The organism is Mycobacterium decipiens (assembly GCF_963853665.1).
GTDB classification, from domain to species: domain Bacteria; phylum Actinomycetota; class Actinomycetes; order Mycobacteriales; family Mycobacteriaceae; genus Mycobacterium; species Mycobacterium decipiens.
Genome location: NZ_OY970459.1, coordinates 1,704,326 through 1,724,299 on the forward strand (window position 1 = coordinate 1,704,326; position 19,974 = coordinate 1,724,299).

Consider the following 19,974-nt stretch of genomic DNA (forward strand, 5'->3'; position numbering starts at 1 on the left):
CAAGGTGAACCCGGTGAAAATGGGCAGCCCGGGTACCGGAAAGCCAGGCGAACTCCAGCTGCCCGCCCGGGGCTGTGGATGGACCCGCGACTGGGGATGGTCGGTCGTTGTCGCGGCGGTGAGACGCGGTGCGTGGCAGGCGATGTCGGGGCCGGTGGGCAGGCTGGCCGCATGACAACGCTGAAGACAATGACTCGGGTTCAGCTGGGAGCGATGGGCGAGGCCCTCGCGGTCGATCACCTGGCGAGGATGGGGTTGCGGATCTTGAGCCGCAACTGGCGCTGCCGCTATGGCGAGCTCGACGTGATCGCCTGCGACGCGGTCACCCGCACGGTGGTGTTCGTCGAGGTTAAGACCCGCACCGGCGACGGATACGGGGGGCTCGCGCACGCGGTGACCGAGCGCAAGGTCCGCCGGCTGCGCCGGCTGGCCGGGCTTTGGCTTGCCGGCCAGGACGAGCGTTGGGCGGCGATCCGGATCGATGTGATCGGCGTGCGAATCGGCCGGTGCCCCGACCCAGAGCTCACCCACCTGCAAGGGATCGGCTGATGGCGCTGGGGCGCGCGTTCTCGGTCGCGGTTCGGGGGCTGGATGGCGAGATCGTGGAAATCGAGGCCGACATCACGTCGGGGCTGCCGGGTGTGCATCTGGTGGGGCTGCCCGACGCCGCGCTGCAGGAGTCCCGCGACCGAGTCCGCGCGGCGGTCACCAATTGCGGAAACAGCTGGCCGATGGCCCGGCTCACGCTCGCGCTGTCTCCGGCGACACTGCCGAAAATGGGGTCGGTCTATGACATTGCCCTGGCTGCGGCGGTGCTGTCGGCGCAACAAAAGAATCCGTGGGAACGTCTGGAGAAGACGGTCCTGTTGGGGGAGTTGTCGCTGGACGGGCGGGTCCGGCCGGTGCGTGGCGTGCTGCCCGCCGTGCTGGCGGCCAAACGTGACGGTTGGCCGGCCGTCGTCGTTCCGGCGGACAACCTGGCCGAGGCCAGTCTGGTCGACGGCATCGACGTCTGGGGTGTTCGCACGCTGGGGCAGTTGCAGAGCTGGTTGCGCGGGTCCGCCGGCTTGTCCGACAGGATCAGCGCGGTAGACACCACCCAGGAGCCCGCCGCGGACCTCGCCGATGTGGTGGGCCAGTCGCAAGCACGGTTCGCCGTCGAGGTGGCGGCCGCCGGGGCGCACCACCTCATGCTTACTGGTCCACCGGGAGTGGGAAAAACGATGTTGGCGCAACGCCTTCCGGGACTGCTGCCGTCGCTGTCGGGCGGCGAGTCACTGGAGGTCACCGCGATCCACTCGGTGGCCGGCCTGCTGTCGGGGGACACGCCGTTGATCACCAGGCCGCCGTTCGTGGCACCGCACCACAGTTCCAGCGTCGCCGCGCTCGTTGGTGGCGGATCGGGGATGGCGCGCCCGGGCGCGGTCAGCCGGGCGCACCGCGGCGTGCTGTTCCTCGACGAGTGCGCCGAGATCGGCCTGAGCGCGCTGGAGGCGTTGCGAACACCGTTGGAAGACGGCGAAATCCGCCTAGCCCGCCGCGACGGGGTGGCGTGCTACCCGGCTCGGTTCCAGCTGGTACTGGCCTCCAATCCATGCCCGTGCGCACCGGCTGATCCACGAGACTGCATCTGTGCGGCGGCTGCCAAACGCCGCTACCTGGGCAAATTGTCTGGGCCGCTGCTCGATCGGGTGGACCTACGGGTGCAGATGCACCCGCTTCGGGCCGGTGCGTTCTCGGCCGCCGACGGTGAGTCAACGTCACAGGTTCGGCACCGGGTGGCGCTGGCCCGGGAGGCGGCCGCGCGGCGGTGGCAGCCACACGGATTCCGCACCAACGCCGAAGTCAGCGGGCCGCTATTGCGACGGAAGTTCCGGCCCAGCAGCGCCGCAATGGTCCCGTTGCGCACCGCGCTGGACCGAGGGCTGCTCAGCATTCGTGGTGTCGATCGCACCTTACGGGTGGCCTGGAGTTTGGCCGATTTGGCCGGTCGGATATCGCCGGGCATCGAGGAAGTGGCCGCCGCGCTGAGCTTCCGGCAACCAGGAGCGCAGCGATGAGCGATCCGACGACACGGGCCTGGGCTTATCTGTCCCGGGTGGCGGAACCGCCCTGCGCGCAGCTCGCCGCACTGGTGCGCCGTGTTGGCCCGGTGGAGGCCGCCGAGCGGGTGCGGCGCGGGCTGGTCGGCGACGACCTGGCGCGGCATACCGATGCCAGACGCGAGATCGACCGGGCCGCAGACGATCTCGAGCTACTGATGCGCCGCGCCGGGCGACTGGTCACCCCGGACGACGACGAGTGGCCAGCGCTGGCCTTCGCCGCCTTCGGCGGCGCCGGAGCCCGGGCGAGGCCGCGCGGCGAACCGCCGCTGGTGTTGTGGGCCCTGGGGCCCGCGCGTCTTGACGAAGTGCCGCACCGTGCGGCCGCCATCGTCGGAACCCGGGCCGCGACGAGCTACGGTGAGCACGTCGCGGCCGACCTGGCCGCCGGATTGGCCGAGCGCGACGTCGCGGTCGTCTCCGGTGCGGCATACGGGATCGACGGCGCGGCTCACCGCGCGGCGCTGGACTCCGATGGCATCACCGTGGCCGTACTGGCCGGCGGATTCGACATCCCCTATCCGGCTGGGCATTCGGCGTTGCTGCATCGCATTGCCCAGCACGGGGTGCTGTTCAGCGAATACCCGCCCGGAGTCCGTCCGGCCCGGCACCGGTTCCTGACCCGCAACCGGCTGGTGGCCGCGGTTGCGGGAGCAGCGGTAGTGGTGGAAGCGGGCCTGCGCAGCGGTGCCGCGAACACCGCCGCCTGGGCGCGGGCATTGGGCCGGGTGGTTGCCGCGGTGCCCGGGCCGGTGACGTCCTCGGCATCGGCGGGATGTCATGCGCTGCTGCGCCACGGTGCGGAGTTGGTTACCCGGGCCGACGACATCGTCGAGTTCGTCGGGCACATCGGTGAGTTGGCCGGCGACGAAGCTCGGCCTACCACAGCGTTCGACGGGCTGAGCGAGGCCGAACGCCGGGTGTTCGAGGCGCTGCCGGGCCGCGGCGCCGCAACGATCGACGAGATCGCCGTCGGATCGGGGCTGCCGCCCGTGCAGGCGTTGGGGCCGCTGGCAATCCTCGAGGTGGCCGGGTTGGCCGAATGCCGCGACGGCCGGTGGCGAATAGTCCGCGCCGGTTCTGGTCAGCCCACGGCCGGAAGAGCGGCGGCACGGCTCGTATAGTCGACTGGGTTCGGGTCTGGACAGGAGGACACGTGGCGGGTCGACCACTGCAACCCTTTGAAGTCGTCACCACCCGACAACTCGCGCCACACATGGTCCGGGTTGTGCTCGGCGGCAGCGGCTTCGACACCTTCGTCCCCAGCCACTTCACCGACTCCTACGTCAAGGTGGTGTTCGTCGCCGACGATGTCGATGTGGCCGGGTTGCCGCGGCCGTTGACGCTGGACAGTTTTGCCGACCTGCCCGCCGCGAAGCGGCCCTCGGTGCGCACCATGACTGTTCGTCACGTCGACGTCGCGGCTCGCGAGATCGCCGTGGACATCGTGATCCACGGTGAACACGGGATAGCCGGGCCGTGGGCGGCCGCCGCCCAGCCCGGCCAGCCGCTATATCTGATGGGGCCGGGCGGCGCGTACACCCCCGACCCGGCCGCCGACTGGCATCTGCTGGCCGGTGACGAATCCGCGATACCCGCCATCGCGGCCGCGCTGGAAGCATTGCCCCCCAACGCAATCGGCAAGGTGTTCATCGAAGTTGCCGGCCCGGACGACGAGATCGGCTTGACCGCGCCGGAGTCCGTCGAGGTGAACTGGGTTTATCGGGGCGGCCGCGCCGATCTGGTTGCCGAGGACCGCGCCGGTGATCACTCGCCATTGATCGAGGCGGTCACCACCACGCAGTGGCTACCCGGACAGGTCCACGTCTTCATCCACGGCGAGGCGCAAGCCGTTATGCACAACTTGCGGCCGCACATCCGCAACGAGCGCGGTGTGGAAGCGAAGTGGGCGTCGTCGATCTCCGGCTACTGGCGGCGCGGCCGCACCGAGGAGACGTTTCGGCAATGGAAGAAAGAACTGGCTGAGACAGAGGCTGGGACTCCATAGCGGCTACCGGATGGCATTCTCGTCGGATGGCATTCTCACCCGCATTCGGGGACTACCAGAACGAGATATACCTGCAGGGGCTGGCCGGGGTGGTGCCGTCGCTGCCGATGGTCTTCAGCGAGTTGGAGGCCAAGGCCGCCACGGCGTTGCCTCCATCGGTGTGGTCGTACGTTGCCGGAGGAGCCGGCGACGAGCGCACCCAGCGGGCCAACTGCGAGGCCTTCCAGCGATGGGGCCTGATGCCGCGCATGTTCGTCGGCGCGGCCAGCCGCGACCTGTCCGTTGAGCTGTTCGGGCTGACCTTGCCGGTTCCGCTGTTGATGGCGCCGATCGGTGTCATCGGACTGTGTGCCCAAGACGGCCACGGCGACCTGGCCGCTGCGCGCGCGGCCGCACGGACCGGTGTCCCGATGATCGCCTCGACGCTGTCGGTCGACCCGATGGAAGATGTCGCCGCGGCGCTCGGCGATACTCCCGGGTTCTTTCAGCTGTACACCCCGACCGACCGGGAGCTGGCCGCCAGCCTGGTGCACCGCGCCGAAGCGGCCGGCTTCAAGGGCATCGTCGTCACGCTCGACACCTGGGTAACCGGTTGGCGGCCGCGGGACCTGAGTACGGCCAATTTCCCTCAGCTGCGTGGGCATTGCCTGAGCAACTACACCAGCGATCCGGTCTTTCGTGCCGGCCTGCAACGACCGCCCGAGGAGGACCCGCAGGGCGCCGTGCTGCGCTGGGTGCAAATCTTCGGGTCCGCGTTGACCTGGGACGACCTCGGCTGGTTGCGCTCGCTGACCGATCTGCCGCTGATCGTGAAGGGCGTTTGTCATCCCGACGACGCCCGACGCGCCAAAGACGGCGGCGTCGACGGCATCTACTGCTCCAACCACGGTGGCCGGCAAGCCAACGGTGGCCTGCCCGCGCTGGACTGCCTGCCGGGAGTCGTCGAGGCCGCCGACGGGTTGCCGGTGCTGTTCGACTCCGGGATCCGCAGCGGCGCGGACGTCGTCAAAGCACTGGCACTGGGTGCGACCGCGGCGGCCCTCGGCCGCCCGTATGCCTACGGTTTGGCGCTGGGCGGCGTCGACGGCGTCGTGCACGTGCTGCGCATGATGCTCGCCGAAGCGGACCTGATCATGGCCGTCGATGGCTACCCGACACTGAAAGATCTCACCCCGGAAACATTGCGGCGCGTCGACTGAGGCGGCCCAGGCTCTGTCTGCGAGCGTGGGGGAGTGCCGGATAGGAACGAGGCGATCCTCGACGAGTTCGACGACTACCTGGCCCTGCAATGCGGTCGTTCGGTACACACCCGTCGCGCCTACCTGGGCGATCTGCGATCGCTCTTCGCGTTTCTCGTCGACCGCGGATCGAGTCTGGACACGCTGACCCTGCCGGTACTGCGGTCTTGGCTGGCCGCGACGGCGGGTGCGGGCGCCGCCCGCACGACCTTGGCCCGTCGCACTTCGGCGGTCAAGGCGTTCACCGCCTGGGCGGTTCGGCGCGGGCTGCTGGCCGATGATCCCGCGGCCCGGCTGCAGGTGCCCAAGGCACGCCGCACCCTGCCGGCGGTGCTGCGTCAGGATCAGGCACTGCGGGCCATGGCTGCCGCCAAATCTGGTGCAGAGCAAGGTGATCCGCTGGCGCTGCGGGATCGGCTGCTCGTCGAGCTGTTGTACGCCACCGGTATCCGGGTCAGCGAGCTGTGCGGCCTGGACGTTGACGACGTCGACACCGGGCATCGGTTGGTTCGGGTTCTCGGCAAGGGCAACAAGCAGCGCACCGTCCCGTTCGGGCAGCCGGCCGCCGATGCGCTGAGCGACTGGTTAGCCGACGGGCGTCCCGCGCTGGTGACCGCGGCGTCCGGGCCGGCGCTGCTGCTGGGCGCGCGGGGCCGGCGCCTCGATGTGCGACAGGCCCGCACCGTGGTGCACCAGACCGTGGCCGCGGTGGACGGCGCGCCCGATATGGGGCCGCACGGGCTGCGGCACAGCGCAGCCACTCACCTGCTGGAAGGTGGGGCCGACCTGCGGGTGGTCCAGGAACTGCTCGGTCATTCCAGTTTGGCGACCACGCAGCTGTACACCCACGTCGCGGTCGCCCGGTTGCGGGCGGTGCACGAGCAGGCCCATCCGCGGGCCTAACCCCTCAGGTCAGTACACCTAGCGCAACAGCGCGATGACCTCGGCGAGGTCGCCCAGCGCCGAGGCGCGGCCGGCCAACTCGTCGAACACCGTCCAGTAACTGACGCCGAACCGCCGTTGCCGGGCGGTGAGGGTCTCGGCCATCTGCTCGTGCGTGCCGAGCAGCAGAAACGGCGAGTCCATGACCTGCTCGGGCGTGATCCCGCCGAAGGTGGTCGCCAGTTCGGCGGCGGCTGCGTGCCGGTCGTCGGTGCAGACCACCGCCTGGATCAGCACGTTGAGTTCGATTGCGTCGAAGCGGTCGCCCGCGGCATCCCGTACCAACCCGATTCGGTTGGCCAGGCCCGCCGCGTTGAAGTGGGACAACCGGACCTCGGTGGCGTCGCGGTTGTGGCTGATCCCGGCCAGGCCGACGATGTCGGCGACGCGTCCGCCCAGCCGCAGTACCTCCGTCCCGTTGCCGCCGACCAACAGCGGGACCCGGGTCTTTGGTGGTGCGACGAGTGCGCCCGGTTCGGCGTGCACCCGGTAGTAGGCCCCGTCGAAATCGACGGGCCCGGCATCCAGCAGGGCACGGATCAGGTTCGTCGATTCAATCAGCCGCGCCACCCGTGTTGCGCCGGGGTCGAATGCGATGCCGGCGGCGTCGTATTCGGACTTCATGTGGCCGGCGCCCAGTCCCAGCTCGAAGCGGCCATCAGAGACGGTGGCGACACTGGCCGCCTCCCGAGCGGTGTCCACGGGATGGCGAAAGTCGTTGTTGAGCACCAACGTGCCGGTATGCAGTCGCTGGGTGGCCATCGCCGCTGCGGTCGCTCCCGCGAACGGCGACATCGAGGGCACCAGGTGGTCCGGGAAGGTCAGTACGTCAAATCCGGCTGTCTCGACGGCCCGCGCGAAGGCGCGCATCTGGGGGCCGGTGCGTGGTAACGGGGCCGCCAACCCGAAACGCAGCGGACGTGATTGATGAGCGGTGCTGGCGACGGTCATGGAGTCGACCGTAGGCGCGCAGTCGATGCGGCCCGCCCGGCGGTGCACCGGTTCGAGTCGAATCGCCGTCGACAGCGGTAGGGCCAACGGCTCCGAGATGGCGCGGACCGCCCGGCCCAAAGATCGAACCGTGGGTAAATGGTTGACCCGCTGAAGATGAACGGTAACCGGCGGGGAATTGATTATTCGGCGCCTTTCACGGCAAGCGCATTTCGCTGGTATGCACCTACCTCGAAACGCCGGTGCGGCGGTTGCGGTCGCACCGGAATTCGGCTGTCGGCGGTGAGGGCACGCGATGGACTGGCTTGTTCAACGACCGGGATGGTTGCCGCTGGATGATGCGCGTCGAGGGCCGGCGGGTGGTGCACGCCGACGGCTGCTACCGGGCAGCGACCTGAAACTGGCAATCCATGACCGGTTCGTGACCGCAGCACCGGCCACCACCGATTTCGGTGGGGCGGGGAACTACGCCGCGATCCCGGCCGGCTGAGGAGGGATGGGCGTTGGACTTTGGGGTGTTGCCGCCCGAGATCAACTCCGGTCGCATTTATGCCGGACCGGGATCGGGGCCCATGCTGGCCGCGGCGGCGGCCTGGGATGGTTTGGCGGCCGAATTGGGCTTGGCCGCCGCCGGTTACGGTTCGGTCATCTCGGAGCTGACCGGTGCGCACTGGGCGGGGCCCGCATCGGCGTCGATGGTGGCCGCGGTCACGCCCTATTTGGCGTGGCTCGGCGCCACCGCCGGGCAGGCGGAGCAGGCGGGAATGCAGGCCAGAGCGGCCGCAGCAGCCTATGAGCTGGCGTTCGTGATGACGGTGCCGCCGCCGGCGATTGCGGCAAATCGGGCGTTGTTGATGGCACTGATCGCGACCAACTTTTTTGGGCAGAACACACCGGCGATCGCGGCCACCGAGGCCCTGTACGTCGAGATGTGGGCCCAAGACGCTGCCGCCATGTACACCTATGCCGGTTCCTCGGCAACCGCCACGGTGTTGAGCCCGTTCACCTCGGCGCCAGCAACCACCAACCCGGCCGCACTGGCCGGTCAGGCCGCGGCGGTCGGCGCAGCCGCCGCCACCCAGGCCGGCCTTTCCGCGCCCACGGCATCGTCGACGATCCCGCAGCTCGCCACCGCAGCCACAGTGCCCCAGCTGCTACAGCAATTCGCCTCGACGACGTTGTTCCCGCGGTACTCGGCATTTGCGCAATGGCTTCAAGAGCATTTGCCCGGTCTTACACCCGACAACAGAATGACCATCGTTCGGTTCCTGGGACTCACGTATTTCGACGAAGGGCTACTCCAATTCGACGCGTCGCTCGCACAGTCATTCATCCCGGGCACTCCGGGCGGTGCCGGCGACTCCGGGTCCTCGGTTCTTGACAGCTGGGGCCCGAGCATCTTTTCCGGCCCGCGGGCGAGCCCAAGCGTCGTAGGGGGCGGGGTGGTGGGCGGGGTTCATACGCCCCAGCCGTACTGGTACTGGGCGCTAGACCGGGAAACCGTTGGCGGGTCGATGTCGGCGGCGCTGGGCAAGGGCAGCTCGGTTGGGCCGTTGTCGGTGTCGCCCGATTGGGCCGTGCGCGCTCGATTGGCAGGCCCGGGGGCCTGGCGGTTGCCCGGCGAGGAGGTCGCGCCCCTGCGCTCGCCGGCGGAAGACGCGCTGCTCCGGGGAATTGCCCCGATGACCAGCGCCGGCCAAAGCACCGGTGGCGGTTTTGTGCACAAGTACGGGTTCCGCCTGGCGGTGATGCAGCGTCCGCCCTTTGCCGGATAGCGGCTTGAGTCGTATCGGTGTGGATCCCAGCAGGCCCAGCGGATCGACATATTTGGTGCCCGAAGCCGGTCCCCACATCGCTCCCCAGTGCAGGCATGCGGCGGCTGGACAGCCGCGGTGCCCGGCCGCCAGCTCGCCGATCACGGTCTGCGCCGACACCAGCTGACCGACCCGGACCCGGGCGAGCACCGGCTCGTAGCTGGTGCGCAGTCCGCCCGGGTGGGCCAGGGACACCACCGGCCGGCCGGCGAGCGGCCCGGCGAACACGACAGTCGCGCTGCCGGCGGCGTATACCGGCTGACCGGGCACCCCGGCCAGGTCAACACCCCGGTGCCCCGGATGCCAATCCGGCGACGGGGCGTCAAATCCCCGCAGCACCCTCGGCGGCGGCCGCAGCGGCCAGTTCAGCCGCACGTCGTCAGCAGCGGCGGGTGCCGCGCTGATCAGCGTGCACCACAGCAGCAGTACTACCCAGCGCATCTGGTCAGTTCAGTGCGTCCATGCTGGCGGGGCCACTCACCGCGGCCAGTTCTGTGGAGTACGACGCTCGGTGTAAACTTCTCGGCGCAGCTCGCAGTAGCGGGCTGACTTCGCGCGTCTGCACGTGATCTTTTGACGCCCAGTCGCCTCAGGATCCGCAACAGCATGCCGAGCGGTCCCGTTCCGGGTTTCCCAAACGGGTTCGGCATCGCAGCAGACGCCAGGGCCTGGCTTCACCCGAAGCCGGGCGAACAACCGACACAAAAGGACATCGGCTGACTATGGCTGTTGTGACCATGAAACAGCTGCTCGACAGCGGCACCCACTTCGGGCACCAAACCCGTCGCTGGAATCCCAAGATGAAGCGGTTCATCTTCACCGACCGCAACGGCATCTACATCATCGACCTGCAGCAGACGCTGACCTTCATCGACAAGGCGTACGAGTTCGTCAAAGAGACCGTCGCCCACGGTGGGTCGGTGCTGTTCGTTGGCACCAAGAAGCAGGCGCAGGAGTCGGTGGCCGCCGAAGCCATCCGCGTCGGCATGCCGTACGTGAACCAGCGCTGGCTGGGCGGCATGCTCACCAACTTCTCCACCGTGCACAAGCGGCTGCAGCGCCTCAAGGAGCTTGAGGCGATGGAGCAGACCGGCGGCTTCGAAGGCCGCACCAAGAAGGAAATCTTGGGCCTGACCCGCGAGAAGAACAAATTGGAGCGGTCCCTGGGTGGTATCCGGGACATGGCCAAGGTGCCCTCGGCGATCTGGGTCGTTGACACGAACAAGGAGCACATCGCCGTCGGCGAAGCCCGCAAGCTGGGCATTCCGGTCATCGCGATCCTTGACACGAACTGTGACCCCGACGAGGTCGACTACCCGATCCCCGGCAACGACGACGCGATCCGCTCGGCCGCGCTGCTGACCAGGGTGATCGCTTCCGCGGTCGCCGAGGGTCTGCAGGCCCGCGCCGGACTGGGCCGCGGTGACGGCAAGCCGGAGGCAGAAGCGGCCGAGCCGCTGGCCGAATGGGAACAGGAGCTGCTGGCCTCGGCTACGGCCACAGCAACGGCAACCGCGTCTACCGGTGCCCCGGCCGACGCGGCCGCAGACGGAACCGACTCAACCACAGATGCATCCTAGGAAAGGCTGACCATTGGCGAACTACACCGCTGCGGATATCAAGCGGCTGAGGGAGCTGACCGGCGCCGGCATGCTCGACTGTAAGAACGCGCTGGCCGAAACCGATGGCGACTTCGACAAGGCCGTCGAGGCGCTGCGGATCAAGGGCGCTAAAGATGTCGGCAAGCGCGCGGAGCGGGCGACGGCCGAGGGCCTGGTTGCGGCCAAGGACGGCGCGCTCATCGAGCTGAACTGCGAGACGGATTTCGTCGCCAAGAACGCGGAATTTCAAAAGCTGGCCGACGAGATCATTGCGGTGGCAGTCGCGGCCAAGCCCGCTGACGTCGACGCGCTCAAGGCAGCCAGCGCCGGCGGCAAGACTGTCGAGCAGGCGGTCGCCGAGCTATCGGCCAAGATCGGGGAGAAGCTCGAACTGCGCCGGGTCGCGATTTTCGACGGCACCGTCGAAACCTACCTGCACCGGCGGTCTGCCGACCTGCCGCCCGCGGTGGGGGTGCTGGTCGAGTACGGTCCGGGTGCCGACCGGGACAGTAGCGCAGCCGCTGCCCACGCGGTCGCGCTGCAGATCGCCGCGCTCAAGGCGCGCTATCTGTCCCGCGACGACGTGCCCGAGGATGTGGTGGCCAGCGAACGTCGCATCGCCGAGGAGACCGCAAAGGCCGAAGGCAAGCCGGAGCAGGCGCTGCCCAAGATCGTCGAAGGCCGGCTGAACGGCTTCTTCAAGGATGCGGTGCTGCTTGAGCAGCCGTCGGTTTCTGACAGCAAGAAGACCGTCAAGGCTCTGCTCGACGAGGCTGGCGTTAGGGTGACGCGGTTCGTTCGGTTCGAGGTCGGCCAGGCCTAGGGTTGGCTACCGCAGCAACGGGCTAGCGTCGGTGTCATGGCGCGCATCCACGCATTCGGAGACGATGCCCTCGGCGATCTCGACGCGGTCGGGCTCGCCGAGGCCATCCGGTCCGGTCTGCTAGCCCGGGCTGACATCGTGGAAGCCGCCATTGCGCGCGCCGAAGCCGTCAACCCCGCGCTCAACGGCCTGGCGTGCGACGCGTTCCAGCAGGCCCGGGAAGCGGCGTCGGGCGGGACGACCAATGGTTTCCGCAGCGGCTTTTTTGACGGCGTGCCGACGTTCATCAAGGACAACATTGACGTCGCCGGACAGCCGACGATGCGGGGCACCGACGCGTGGGTGCCGCGGCGGGCCGTCGCCGACAGCCAGGTAACCCGGGTGGTGCTGGGCACCGGGCTGATATCGCTGGGAAAAACGCAGATGTCGGAGTTCGGGTTCAGCGCGGTCGCCGAACATCCCCGGCTGGGGCCGGTCCGCAATCCGTGGAATACCGACTACACCGCGGGTGCCTCCTCGTCGGGATCGGGCGCCTTCGTCGCGGCCGGTGTGGTGCCGATCGCGCACGCCAACGACGGCGGCGGCTCGATCCGGATTCCGGCGGCCTGCACCGGGCTGGTCGGGCTCAAGCCGTCACGCGGCCGGTTGCCGCTGGACCCGGAGTATCGACGGCTGCCGGTGGGCATCGTCGTCAATGGCGTGCTGACCCGCTCGGTGCGCGACACCGCCGCCTTCTACCGCGAATCGGAGCGTCTTTGGCGCAACCCCAAGTTGCCACCTGTCGGGGACGTCAGGAGTCCCAGTAAGCAGCGGCTGAGGATCGCCGTGGTAACCCGCTCGGTGCTGCGCGAGGCCAGTCCCGAACTACGGCAGCTGACGCTGGCGTCGGCCCGGCTGCTCGAGGAACTGGGGCACCGCGTGGAACACGTCGACCACCCTCCGGTACCGGCCAGTTTCGTGGACGATTTCGTGCTCTATTGGGGATTTTTGGCCCTGGGACAGGTGCGCACCGGTCGGCGTGCATTCGGCCCCACGTTCGACCCCACCCGGCTGGATGAACTGACATTGGGGCTGGCCCGCCATACCGGCCGCAACCTGCACCGGCTGCCGCTGGCGATCATGCGTCTGCGCATGCTGCGCCGGCGCAACGCGCAGTTCTTCGGTACCTACGACGCCTCGCTCACGCCAACACTTGCCGACGCCACTCCGCAGGTCGGCTACCTCGCGCCCACTGACTATCAGACGGTCCTAGACCGGCTGACCAACTGGGTGGCGTTCACGCCGGTGCACAATGTCACCGGGGCCCCGGCGATATCGCTGCCGCTGGCTCAATCCGCGAACGGCATGCCCGTGGGCATGATGCTCTCGGCTGATACCGGGCGCGAGGCGCGGCTGCTGCAGCTGGCCTACGAACTCGAAGAGGCCCGGCCGTGGGCCCGGATTCACGCCCCGAGTGTCGCCGAGTAGCCCGCGCCGGGCATTCAGTCGGACCCGAGCTTCTCCAGCATTCGTTTGAACTCGCGTCGCTGAGGTGCGGTCAGTCTGGCGAGGATACGGGCATCGGCGGCGCGTACGACGGCCTCCGCGCGCTTCACCAGGGCACGGCCTTGACCGGTCAAGGTAGCCGGAAGCGAACGCCCGGAAGACACCGATCCGGGCCGAGCCACCGCGCCGATGTCTTCCAGCTTGCGCAGCACCGTGTTCATCGCCTGCGGTGTGACGCTTGCGTGCCGGGCTAATTCGGCGCTGGATAATCCGGGTGACAGCGAAAGCATTCGCAGACAGACGAATTCGGGCAGCGTCAGGCCGAGTGGACTTAGCGCAGCGGAAACCTCTGGTCGCAGTACAGCTCCCACCCGGTAGAGCAGATAGCCAAGCGGGGCGTCATCGGCAAGACCCATATCAAGGATCTTGACATATGTGCCAGGGAACCGGCCGTCGTTTGAGCAGGAAGCCGTAGCCATTGGCGCGCAGGCTGCATTGCAATGCCGCGGTGGGCGTGTTGTCGGTCAACCACGCGCCAATGGCCAGCCGCTGCCGGGTTACCGGCTCCTTGTCCACTTCCAACAGTCTCAGCAGCTTCGACGCCGTTGTCGGTTCAAGCGAGCCACCAGCGTTCCCTGACGATGCCGACACCGTATCCGTCATCATGACCTCTCGCTCAGCCGGAATGCCGTGGCTTGCCGATACCCGGATTCGGTCGCGGGCAAACGTCTCCGGCGCCGATACACCGGTGGGATGTTTAAGGGCGGTGCCGATCGGTTATGGCACATCGTGGGGGGCGGTCCTCGTCTTCACATGGAGTGTGGCGCTCCAGCGAGGAACGCTATTGACCCAACGGGAGGAATCTGCAATGAAATTCACGAAAATCGCTGTTAAATCGGCCATCGGGGCCGCTGGAATCGCGGCCGCTGCCGCTTTCGCCGCGGCACCCGCTGTCGCCGGTCCCAGCATCCAGGAGTTTGGTACCAGCGCGCCACTGGTAAGTGGGCCGCTTGTCACCGACTACACGGTCAGCAACTTGGAGCCGAGCGGTGTGACCATCCCCGGCTACACACCGCAGGGGCAGCTGTGGCAGGCCGAAGTCAAAGCCGTGGCCAATAGCGGCATGGTGACACCGCTGGTGTCCTCCTTCCATGCGCGCACGGCTGGCGGACAGAATTACCAGGTAGTCAACAACGTGCCCGTGCCTGCCGGATTCAACCCGGCGCCGATCCCCGAGGGCGGGCAGACCAGCGGGAAGATCTACTTCGATGTCACCGGCACGCCCCCGAATGGCGTGGTTTATAACGATGGCATCCAGGATGTTCTCATCTGGACGAACAACGCCTAGCCAGGCTTCGGACCTCCGGAAGGGATCTCCCCGCGTCGATCCTGACGCGGGGAGATCCGATTCGCGAGCTGTCCTGGCGCCGGTCGGGTATTCGCGCGGCTAGCGCGCTATGGAGTCCTCGGCTGGAGCCGCTGCTGCCCAGACGGGATTCAGCACCGGCTCGCTGACAATCCACCGCGGCTGCGGTGGCGTCACCGCCATATAGCCCACACCGCGAACGGTGTCGATCATCCATTCGTGCTCGGCTCCGAGCTTTGCGCGCAGCCGTCGCACATGAACATCGACGGTACGGATGCGACCGGTGCACTCATAACCCCATACCTCGTGCATGAGCCGAGTACGAGTGAACGCCCGACCGGCATGCTGCACAAGGAAATTCATGAGTTTGAATTCGGTGGGTGTCAGACCCAGATCTTGGCCGCCCAGCGTCGCGGTGTAGTTGGCCGGGCGCAGCACAATGTCGCCGAATTGCAGTGTGCCCGCCAGTGCGCTGCGTCGACGTGTGATCGCCAACCGCAACCGTGCCTGCAGCTCGGCCCCACCGGCGGCGGCCAACAGCACGTCATCGAATTTCCAATCGACATCGACTGCCACGAAGTCGGCCGGTGCGACGACGGCCACCACGGCAACGGCAGGTGCGCTAGCCGTCAGCCGCCGGCACACCCGGCGAGCTGCCGCCAGGTCGGCGCGCGCGTCGATGACCGCGACGTCGGCGCGCGCGTGCTTCGCTACGTCGGGATCGTCCAGGGGCGCGCGCTGTACCGACTGCGCGAATGACTCCACCGTCGGCAAAGCCGATTCAAAATCGGCTTCATCGGTAAGGAGTAGAACTTCCAAGAGATATCTCCCAACATCAGGTGCCATCTCCCCCTGAACCCCGTAGGCACCTGCTAGCACCGCTGAGTACCCGGTTCAGAACGGAACTATGCCAACTCTGTCACCCGAGCTTTGCTCGGGCCCGAGCATGTCGATGGGCCCGGCCCGTATTGCACGGGCCGGGCCCATCCTTCCGGCAAGCTACTGATGGGCCTTCTGACGCTGCTCGGCTACCTTCGCGCTGCCGCGGGCCGCCTCTGCTTCGGCTTCCCTCTTCGCCGCATCGCGCTGTGCTTGCGCCTTGTCCTGCTGGGCCTTGCCCTCGCGAGCGAGTTCGTCGCGACCGGTCACGCTCCCGATGGCTTCTTTGGCCTTACCCTTGGCGTCCTCGACGGCGCCCTTGACGGCTTCCGCAGGTCCCTTGTTGTCCGCCATGGAATTCCTCCCTTGTTGGCGTCGGTGATATACCCAGTGCCGATCGAAGAAACGATCGGTCCGGTGCAACGGCGTTGCGGTCCTTATCCTCAAGACCTTTGATTTCTCCGCCGTGTTGGAGCGGATTCCCGCGCCGCCGGACGCCCAAACATGCCGCGACCCACAGCGCGGACAGTTAATGCACCCCGCTCACGTCAGGGCCGGGCGATTGAGGCAGGATGTGAGATGCCGTCCTGGGTGGTCGCCGGGATGGCGCTGTCGTGCGAGGAGTCAGATGACAGAGCCCGATGTCGCCGGTCCGGCGGCTCCGAAGTCGGAGCCTACGAGCACCGACGCCGCGTCGGCAGCTCAATCGTCGCGGTACTCGCGAGTGTTGCTCAAGCTCGGCGGGGAGATGTTCGGCGGTGGCCAGGTCGGGCTGGATCCCGATGTGGTGGCGCAGGTGGCTCGCCAGATCGCCGATGTGGTGCGCGGCGGCGTCCAGATCGCTGTCGTGATTGGTGGTGGCAACTTCTTCCGTGGCGCACAGCTGCAGCAGCTCGGCATGGAGCGCACCCGGTCGGACTACATGGGAATGCTCGGTACTGTCATGAATAGCCTTGCGCTGCAAGACTTCCTGGAGAAAGAGGGCATCGCCACCCGAGTTCAGACCGCGATCACCATGGGCCAGGTGGCCGAACCCTATCTCCCGTTGCGAGCCGTCCGGCACCTGGAGAAGGGACGGGTGGTGATCTTCGGCGCCGGCATGGGGCTGCCGTACTTCTCGACGGATACCACCGCAGCGCAGCGTGCGCTGGAGATCGGCGCCGACGTGGTCTTGATGGCCAAAGCGGTGGACGGGGTGTTTGCCGACGATCCGCGGGTGAACCCCGAGGCCGAACTGCTCACCGCAATCAGTCATCGAGAGGTCCTGGACCGCGGGCTGCGCGTAGCCGACGCCACCGCGTTCAGTCTTTGCATGGACAATGGCATGCCGATCCTGGTGTTCAACCTGCTGACCGATGGCAATATCGCCCGTGCGGTCAGGGGTGAGAAGATCGGAACGCTGGTCACCGCCTGAGGAGGAGCGGCGCGAATGATTCGCGCCTGCGACGATGCAGAGCGTGGCGATGAGGAGGAGCGGCGCAAATGATTCGCGCCTGCGACGATGCAGAGCGTGGCGATGAGGAGGAGCGGCGCAAATGATCGATGAGACTCTCTTCGACGCGGAAGAGAAAATGGAGAAGGCTGTGGCGGTGGCCCGGGACGACCTGTCAACCATCCGTACCGGGAGGGCCAACCCTGGCATGTTCTCTCGGATCGTCATCGACTACTACGGTGCGACCACCCCGATCACTCAACTGGCCAGCATCAATGTCCCCGAGGCGCGGCTGGTCGTCATCAAGCCGTACGAAGCCAATCAACTGCACGCGATCGAGACCGCGATTCGCAACTCCGACCTCGGAGTGAACCCCACCAACGACGGCACCCTTATCCGCGTGGCCGTACCGCAGCTCACCGAGGAACGTCGGCGGGAGCTGGTCAAACAGGCAAAGCATAAGGGGGAGGAAGCCAGGGTCTCGGTGCGCAATGTCCGTCGCAAAGCGATGGAGGAGCTGCATCGCATCCGCAAGGAGGGCGAGGCCGGCGAGGATGAGGTCGGCCGCGCGGAAAAGGATCTCGACAAGACCACGCACCAGTACGTCACCCAAATTGATGAGCTGGTCAAACACAAAGAAGGCGAGCTGCTGGAGGTCTAGCGACCGATCAGCGACCAAATCTGTGGCAACCACCGACGCCGGCGCCGGCTATCCGCCGGAAAAGCCGCCGCGTGGGGCTAACCCGGATCCGGCCACCGGAACGTCGCGGGCCGGCCGCGATCTGCCCGCCGCGATCGGGGTGGGTCTTTCCATCGGCGTGGTCCTCATCGCGGTGATGGTGTTCGTTCCGCGCGTTTGGGTGGCCGTCGTGGCGGCCGCCGCATTCATCGCTACCCACGAGGTGGTGCGGCGATTGCGTGAAGCCGGCTATTTGATCCCGGTGATCCCGTTGCTGGTCGGTGGCCAGGCCACGGTGTGGTTGACCTGGCCGTTCGGCGCCGCGGGCGCAATGGCGGGCTTTGGTGGCATGGTCGTCGTCTGCATGATCTGGCGACTGTTCATGCGAGACCCCGGGTCGCGCACGACGACAGACGCTCCACCGTCGCCCGGAAACTACTTGCGCGATGCGTCGGCGACCATCTTCCTGGCCGCGTGGGTCCCCCTGTTCTGCTCGTTCGGCGCAATGCTGGTCTATCCGGAAAATGGCTCGGGGTGGGTTTTCTGCATGATGATCGCGGTCATCGCTTCCGACACCGGTGGCTACGCCGTGGGGGTGTTCTTCGGCAAGCATCCGATGGTTCCAGCGATCAGCCCGAAGAAGTCCTGGGAGGGCTTCGCCGGTTCGTTGGTCTGCGGGATTACCGCAACGGTCATTACCGCGACCTTCCTGGCCCACGAAACACCGTGGATGGGGGCTGTGCTGGGTCTACTTTTCGTACTCACCACCACGCTCGGCGACCTGGTGGAGTCTCAGGTCAAGCGCGACCTCGGTATCAAAGACATGGGCCGGCTGCTGCCCGGTCACGGTGGTCTGATGGACCGGCTCGACGGCATACTGCCATCCGCGGTTGCGGCGTGGATAGTCCTGACGCTGCTGCCCTGACAGGGCTGATACTAGACAGGTCATGGTTCAAGAGTTGATGTTCGATGAGCCGCGTCCGGGACGGCCGCCACGGCACCTGGCCGACCTTGACGCGGCGGGCCGAGCGTCCGCCGTCGCGGAATTGGGGTTGCCGGCGTTTCGGGCCAAGCAGCTTGCACACCAGTACTACGCCCGGTTAATTGCCGATCCGCGTCAGATGACCGACCTTCCAGCGGCCGTTCGGGACCGGATCGCCGAGGCCATGTTCCCGAACTTGCTCACCGCGTCCACCGAAATCACATGCGATGCCGGCCAGACCCGCAAGACGCTGTGGCGGGCCATTGACGGCACCACGTTCGAATCGGTGCTGATGCGCTATCCGCGGCGCAGCACGGTGTGCATCTCGTCGCAGGCCGGCTGCGGTATGGCCTGCCCGTTCTGCGCCACCGGACAAGGTGGGTTGACTCGTAACCTGTCGACCGCGGAGATCCTCGAACAGGTGCGGGCCGGCGCCGCTGCGATGCGCGACGACTTCGGCGATCGGTTGTCGAATGTGGTGTTCATGGGCATGGGGGAGCCGCTGGCCAACTACGCCAGAGTCTTGGCCGCGGTTGCGCGCATCACCGCGCCGCCGCCTTCCGGGTTCGGATTCTCGGCCCGCGCGGTGACGGTGTCAACGGTCGGCCTGGCCCCCGCGATCCGCAGGCTCGCCGACGAGCGACTCGGCGTGACTCTGGCGCTGTCGCTGCACGCCCCCGACGATGAGCTGCGCGACACGCTTGTTCCGGTGAACAATCGATGGAAGCTCAGCGAGGCACTGGATGCGGCCCGCTACTACGCTGACGTGACTGGGCGGCGGGTGTCTATCGAATACGCACTGATCCGTGACGTCAACGACCAACCGTGGCGGGCCGATCTGCTGGGCAAGCGGCTGCATCGTGTGCTCGGGCCGTTGGCGCATGTGAACCTGATCCCGCTCAACCCGACTCCGGGCAGTGATTGGGACGCCAGCCCGAAGCGGGTGGAGCGTGAATTCGTCAAGCGGGTCCGGGCGAAAGGAGTTTCCTGCACAGTACGAGACACTCGCGGCCGGGAGATCAGCGCCGCCTGCGGACAGCTGGCCGCCGAAGGCGGGTAGCTGGAGCGCAGGCGGTGCGGCCGGCGTACTGAACTGAACCGGCGGGTATTACGTCATTACGTCAAACCACGAGCAAAGAGGTCTGTCATGAGTCTTCGCCTTGCGTCCCCGATCAACGCGTTTGCTGCCGGCTTTTTGGCCGTCGGTGTGGCGGTTGTCCTGATGTTCGGCCTGGCCAGTGCGCCGCGCGCGGTAGCCGCCGACGACCGACTGCAGTTCACCGCAACCACTCTCAGTGGCGCCCCTTTCAATGGCGCCAGCCTGCAAGGCAAGCCCGCGGTGTTGTGGTTCTGGACGCCATGGTGCCCGTTCTGCAACGCGGAGGCTCCCAGCGTCAGCCACGTGGCGGCCGCCAATCCGGCGGTCACCTTCGTCGGAGTCGCGACTCGTGCCGACATCGGGGCGTTGCAGAGCTTTGTCTCGAAATACAACCTGAATTTCACCAACCTCAATGACTCCGACGGCGCGATCTGGGCCCGCTACAACGTGCCGTGGCAGCCGGCGTTTGTGTTCTATCGCGCGGACGGCACGTCGACGTTCGTCAACAACCCCACCGCGGCCATGTCCCAGGACGAGCTGTCCGGCCGGGTGGCTGCGCTGACCTCCTAACCC

23 protein-coding genes and 1 pseudogene are annotated in these 19,974 nt (G+C 67.3%); 18 read left to right on the forward strand and 6 right to left on the reverse strand.

Annotated elements, in window-relative coordinates; translation table 11 throughout:
• Positions 1–4 precede the first annotated feature (4 nt).
• Genes AADZ55_RS07790 through AADZ55_RS07820 form a run of 7 tightly spaced genes read left to right on the forward strand, consistent with a single transcriptional unit; the run spans position 5 to position 6,251 of the window.
• Complete coding sequence (locus AADZ55_RS07790; RefSeq protein ID WP_165759341.1) at positions 5–175, forward strand: hypothetical protein; 171 nt, start codon at positions 5–7, stop codon at positions 173–175.
• Complete coding sequence (locus tag AADZ55_RS07795) at positions 172–549, forward strand: YraN family protein (RefSeq protein ID WP_085323990.1); 378 nt, start codon at positions 172–174, stop codon at positions 547–549. Before AADZ55_RS07790 ends, AADZ55_RS07795 begins: the two co-directional genes overlap by 4 nt.
• Complete coding sequence (locus tag AADZ55_RS07800; RefSeq protein WP_085323932.1) at positions 549–2,060, forward strand: YifB family Mg chelatase-like AAA ATPase; 1,512 nt, start codon at positions 549–551, stop codon at positions 2,058–2,060. The genes AADZ55_RS07795 and AADZ55_RS07800 overlap by 1 nt, the downstream gene beginning before the upstream one ends.
• On the forward strand, positions 2,057–3,226 hold the full coding sequence (gene dprA / locus AADZ55_RS07805; protein WP_085323931.1) for a DNA-processing protein DprA: 1,170 nt from the start codon (positions 2,057–2,059) through the stop codon (positions 3,224–3,226). Before AADZ55_RS07800 ends, dprA begins: the two co-directional genes overlap by 4 nt.
• Positions 3,227–3,258: 32 nt before the next feature.
• On the forward strand, positions 3,259–4,110 hold the full coding sequence (locus AADZ55_RS07810) for a siderophore-interacting protein (protein ID WP_085323930.1): 852 nt from the start codon (positions 3,259–3,261) through the stop codon (positions 4,108–4,110).
• 26 nt (positions 4,111–4,136) lie between these two features.
• Positions 4,137–5,309, forward strand: a complete 1,173-nt coding sequence (locus tag AADZ55_RS07815) for an alpha-hydroxy-acid oxidizing protein (RefSeq protein WP_085323929.1) — start codon at positions 4,137–4,139, stop codon at positions 5,307–5,309.
• Positions 5,310–5,342: 33 nt separating this feature from the next.
• Positions 5,343–6,251 carry a tyrosine recombinase XerC gene (locus tag AADZ55_RS07820; RefSeq protein WP_085323928.1) on the forward strand — a complete coding sequence of 303 codons (909 nt, stop codon included), beginning with the start codon at positions 5,343–5,345 and terminating at the stop codon, positions 6,249–6,251.
• 18 nt (positions 6,252–6,269) lie between these two features.
• Here the strand turns inward: AADZ55_RS07820 and AADZ55_RS07825 are convergent, their stop codons facing one another.
• Positions 6,270–7,241 (reverse strand): LLM class F420-dependent oxidoreductase, encoded by a 972-nt coding sequence (locus AADZ55_RS07825; protein ID WP_085323989.1) that lies wholly within the window; start codon positions 7,239–7,241, stop codon positions 6,270–6,272.
• Positions 7,242–7,536: 295 nt separating this feature from the next.
• On the opposite strand from AADZ55_RS07825, the gene AADZ55_RS07830 reads away from it, so the two are divergent.
• Together AADZ55_RS07830 and AADZ55_RS07835 are read left to right on the forward strand one after the other, a co-directional pair.
• Positions 7,537–7,731: a hypothetical protein gene (locus tag AADZ55_RS07830; RefSeq protein WP_085323927.1), complete on the forward strand. Its 195-nt coding sequence runs from the start codon at positions 7,537–7,539 to the stop codon at positions 7,729–7,731.
• A 13-nt stretch (positions 7,732–7,744) separates the two neighbouring features.
• Entirely contained in the window at positions 7,745–9,016 is a 1,272-nt protein-coding gene (locus AADZ55_RS07835; protein WP_085323926.1) for a PPE family protein, read from the forward strand.
• On the opposite strand, the pseudogene AADZ55_RS07840 reads toward AADZ55_RS07835, so the two are convergent.
• Positions 9,008–9,496, reverse strand: a pseudogene (locus tag AADZ55_RS07840) (M23 family metallopeptidase); the annotation flags it as partial. The gene AADZ55_RS07835 and the pseudogene AADZ55_RS07840 sit on opposite strands and share 9 nt — an antisense overlap.
• A gap of 281 nt (positions 9,497–9,777) precedes the next feature.
• Here AADZ55_RS07840 and rpsB point away from each other — a divergent pair.
• The 3 genes from rpsB to AADZ55_RS07855 are packed head-to-tail and all read left to right on the forward strand — an operon-like array spanning position 9,778 to position 12,946.
• Positions 9,778–10,635 (forward strand): 30S ribosomal protein S2, encoded by an 858-nt coding sequence (gene rpsB / locus AADZ55_RS07845; RefSeq protein WP_085323925.1) that lies wholly within the window; start codon positions 9,778–9,780, stop codon positions 10,633–10,635.
• Between the two features lie 13 nt (positions 10,636–10,648).
• Complete coding sequence (gene tsf, locus AADZ55_RS07850) at positions 10,649–11,479, forward strand: translation elongation factor Ts (protein ID WP_085323924.1); 831 nt, start codon at positions 10,649–10,651, stop codon at positions 11,477–11,479.
• A 36-nt stretch (positions 11,480–11,515) separates the two neighbouring features.
• On the forward strand, positions 11,516–12,946 hold the full coding sequence (locus tag AADZ55_RS07855) for an amidase (protein WP_085323923.1): 1,431 nt from the start codon (positions 11,516–11,518) through the stop codon (positions 12,944–12,946).
• 14 nt (positions 12,947–12,960) lie between these two features.
• On the opposite strand, the gene AADZ55_RS07860 is transcribed toward AADZ55_RS07855, so the two are convergent.
• Positions 12,961–13,380, reverse strand: coding sequence for a MarR family winged helix-turn-helix transcriptional regulator (locus AADZ55_RS07860; RefSeq protein WP_085323922.1), 420 nt, complete (start codon positions 13,378–13,380; stop codon positions 12,961–12,963).
• Between the two features lies 1 nt (position 13,381).
• Entirely contained in the window at positions 13,382–13,540 is a 159-nt protein-coding gene (locus tag AADZ55_RS07865) for a hypothetical protein (RefSeq protein WP_165759340.1), read from the reverse strand.
• A gap of 292 nt (positions 13,541–13,832) precedes the next feature.
• Here AADZ55_RS07865 and AADZ55_RS07870 point away from each other — a divergent pair, with 292 nt between their 5' ends.
• Entirely contained in the window at positions 13,833–14,312 is a 480-nt protein-coding gene (locus AADZ55_RS07870; protein WP_085323920.1) for an MPT63 family protein, read from the forward strand.
• 99 nt (positions 14,313–14,411) lie between these two features.
• Here AADZ55_RS07870 and AADZ55_RS07875 read toward each other — a convergent pair whose 3' ends face one another.
• Together AADZ55_RS07875 and AADZ55_RS07880 are read right to left on the reverse strand one after the other, a co-directional pair.
• Positions 14,412–15,149, reverse strand: coding sequence for a winged helix-turn-helix domain-containing protein (locus AADZ55_RS07875; RefSeq protein ID WP_085323919.1), 738 nt, complete (start codon positions 15,147–15,149; stop codon positions 14,412–14,414).
• Positions 15,150–15,329: 180 nt separating this feature from the next.
• Positions 15,330–15,563, reverse strand: coding sequence for a CsbD family protein (locus AADZ55_RS07880; RefSeq protein WP_085323918.1), 234 nt, complete (start codon positions 15,561–15,563; stop codon positions 15,330–15,332).
• 274 nt (positions 15,564–15,837) lie between these two features.
• Between AADZ55_RS07880 and pyrH the strand changes: the two genes are divergently transcribed.
• From pyrH to AADZ55_RS07905, 5 genes are all read left to right on the forward strand, one after another.
• Positions 15,838–16,623 carry a UMP kinase gene (gene pyrH, locus AADZ55_RS07885; protein WP_085323917.1) on the forward strand — a complete coding sequence of 262 codons (786 nt, stop codon included), beginning with the start codon at positions 15,838–15,840 and terminating at the stop codon, positions 16,621–16,623.
• 121 nt (positions 16,624–16,744) lie between these two features.
• Entirely contained in the window at positions 16,745–17,302 is a 558-nt protein-coding gene (gene frr / locus AADZ55_RS07890) for a ribosome recycling factor (RefSeq protein WP_085323916.1), read from the forward strand.
• Positions 17,303–17,324: 22 nt separating this feature from the next.
• On the forward strand, positions 17,325–18,245 hold the full coding sequence (locus AADZ55_RS07895; protein ID WP_085323915.1) for a phosphatidate cytidylyltransferase: 921 nt from the start codon (positions 17,325–17,327) through the stop codon (positions 18,243–18,245).
• Positions 18,246–18,267: 22 nt separating this feature from the next.
• Positions 18,268–19,362: a 23S rRNA (adenine(2503)-C(2))-methyltransferase RlmN gene (gene rlmN, locus AADZ55_RS07900; RefSeq protein ID WP_085323914.1), complete on the forward strand. Its 1,095-nt coding sequence runs from the start codon at positions 18,268–18,270 to the stop codon at positions 19,360–19,362.
• Positions 19,363–19,449: 87 nt separating this feature from the next.
• Positions 19,450–19,971: a protein disulfide oxidoreductase gene (locus AADZ55_RS07905; RefSeq protein WP_085323913.1), complete on the forward strand. Its 522-nt coding sequence runs from the start codon at positions 19,450–19,452 to the stop codon at positions 19,969–19,971.
• Positions 19,972–19,974 lie beyond the last annotated feature (3 nt).

What these genes read in the sequence shown, in the direction of transcription:
- AADZ55_RS07795 (WP_085323990.1), top strand. Translation starts at nt 172, where the DNA reads ATGACAACGCTGAAGACAATGACTCGGGTTCAGCTGGGAGCGATGGGC.
- AADZ55_RS07800 (WP_085323932.1), top strand. Translation starts at nt 549, where the DNA reads ATGGCGCTGGGGCGCGCGTTCTCGGTCGCGGTTCGGGGGCTGGATGGC.
- dprA (WP_085323931.1), top strand. Translation starts at nt 2,057, where the DNA reads ATGAGCGATCCGACGACACGGGCCTGGGCTTATCTGTCCCGGGTGGCG.
- AADZ55_RS07815 (WP_085323929.1), top strand. Translation starts at nt 4,137, where the DNA reads ATGGCATTCTCACCCGCATTCGGGGACTACCAGAACGAGATATACCTG.
- AADZ55_RS07825 (WP_085323989.1), bottom strand. Translation starts at nt 7,241, where the DNA reads ATGACCGTCGCCAGCACCGCTCATCAATCACGTCCGCTGCGTTTCGGG.
- AADZ55_RS07830 (WP_085323927.1), top strand. Translation starts at nt 7,537, where the DNA reads ATGGACTGGCTTGTTCAACGACCGGGATGGTTGCCGCTGGATGATGCG.
- rpsB (WP_085323925.1), top strand. Translation starts at nt 9,778, where the DNA reads ATGGCTGTTGTGACCATGAAACAGCTGCTCGACAGCGGCACCCACTTC.
- AADZ55_RS07855 (WP_085323923.1), top strand. Translation starts at nt 11,516, where the DNA reads ATGGCGCGCATCCACGCATTCGGAGACGATGCCCTCGGCGATCTCGAC.
- AADZ55_RS07860 (WP_085323922.1), bottom strand. Translation starts at nt 13,380, where the DNA reads ATGGGTCTTGCCGATGACGCCCCGCTTGGCTATCTGCTCTACCGGGTG.
- AADZ55_RS07870 (WP_085323920.1), top strand. Translation starts at nt 13,833, where the DNA reads ATGAAATTCACGAAAATCGCTGTTAAATCGGCCATCGGGGCCGCTGGA.
- AADZ55_RS07880 (WP_085323918.1), bottom strand. Translation starts at nt 15,563, where the DNA reads ATGGCGGACAACAAGGGACCTGCGGAAGCCGTCAAGGGCGCCGTCGAG.
- pyrH (WP_085323917.1), top strand. Translation starts at nt 15,838, where the DNA reads ATGACAGAGCCCGATGTCGCCGGTCCGGCGGCTCCGAAGTCGGAGCCT.
- frr (WP_085323916.1), top strand. Translation starts at nt 16,745, where the DNA reads ATGATCGATGAGACTCTCTTCGACGCGGAAGAGAAAATGGAGAAGGCT.
- rlmN (WP_085323914.1), top strand. Translation starts at nt 18,268, where the DNA reads ATGGTTCAAGAGTTGATGTTCGATGAGCCGCGTCCGGGACGGCCGCCA.
- AADZ55_RS07905 (WP_085323913.1), top strand. Translation starts at nt 19,450, where the DNA reads ATGAGTCTTCGCCTTGCGTCCCCGATCAACGCGTTTGCTGCCGGCTTT.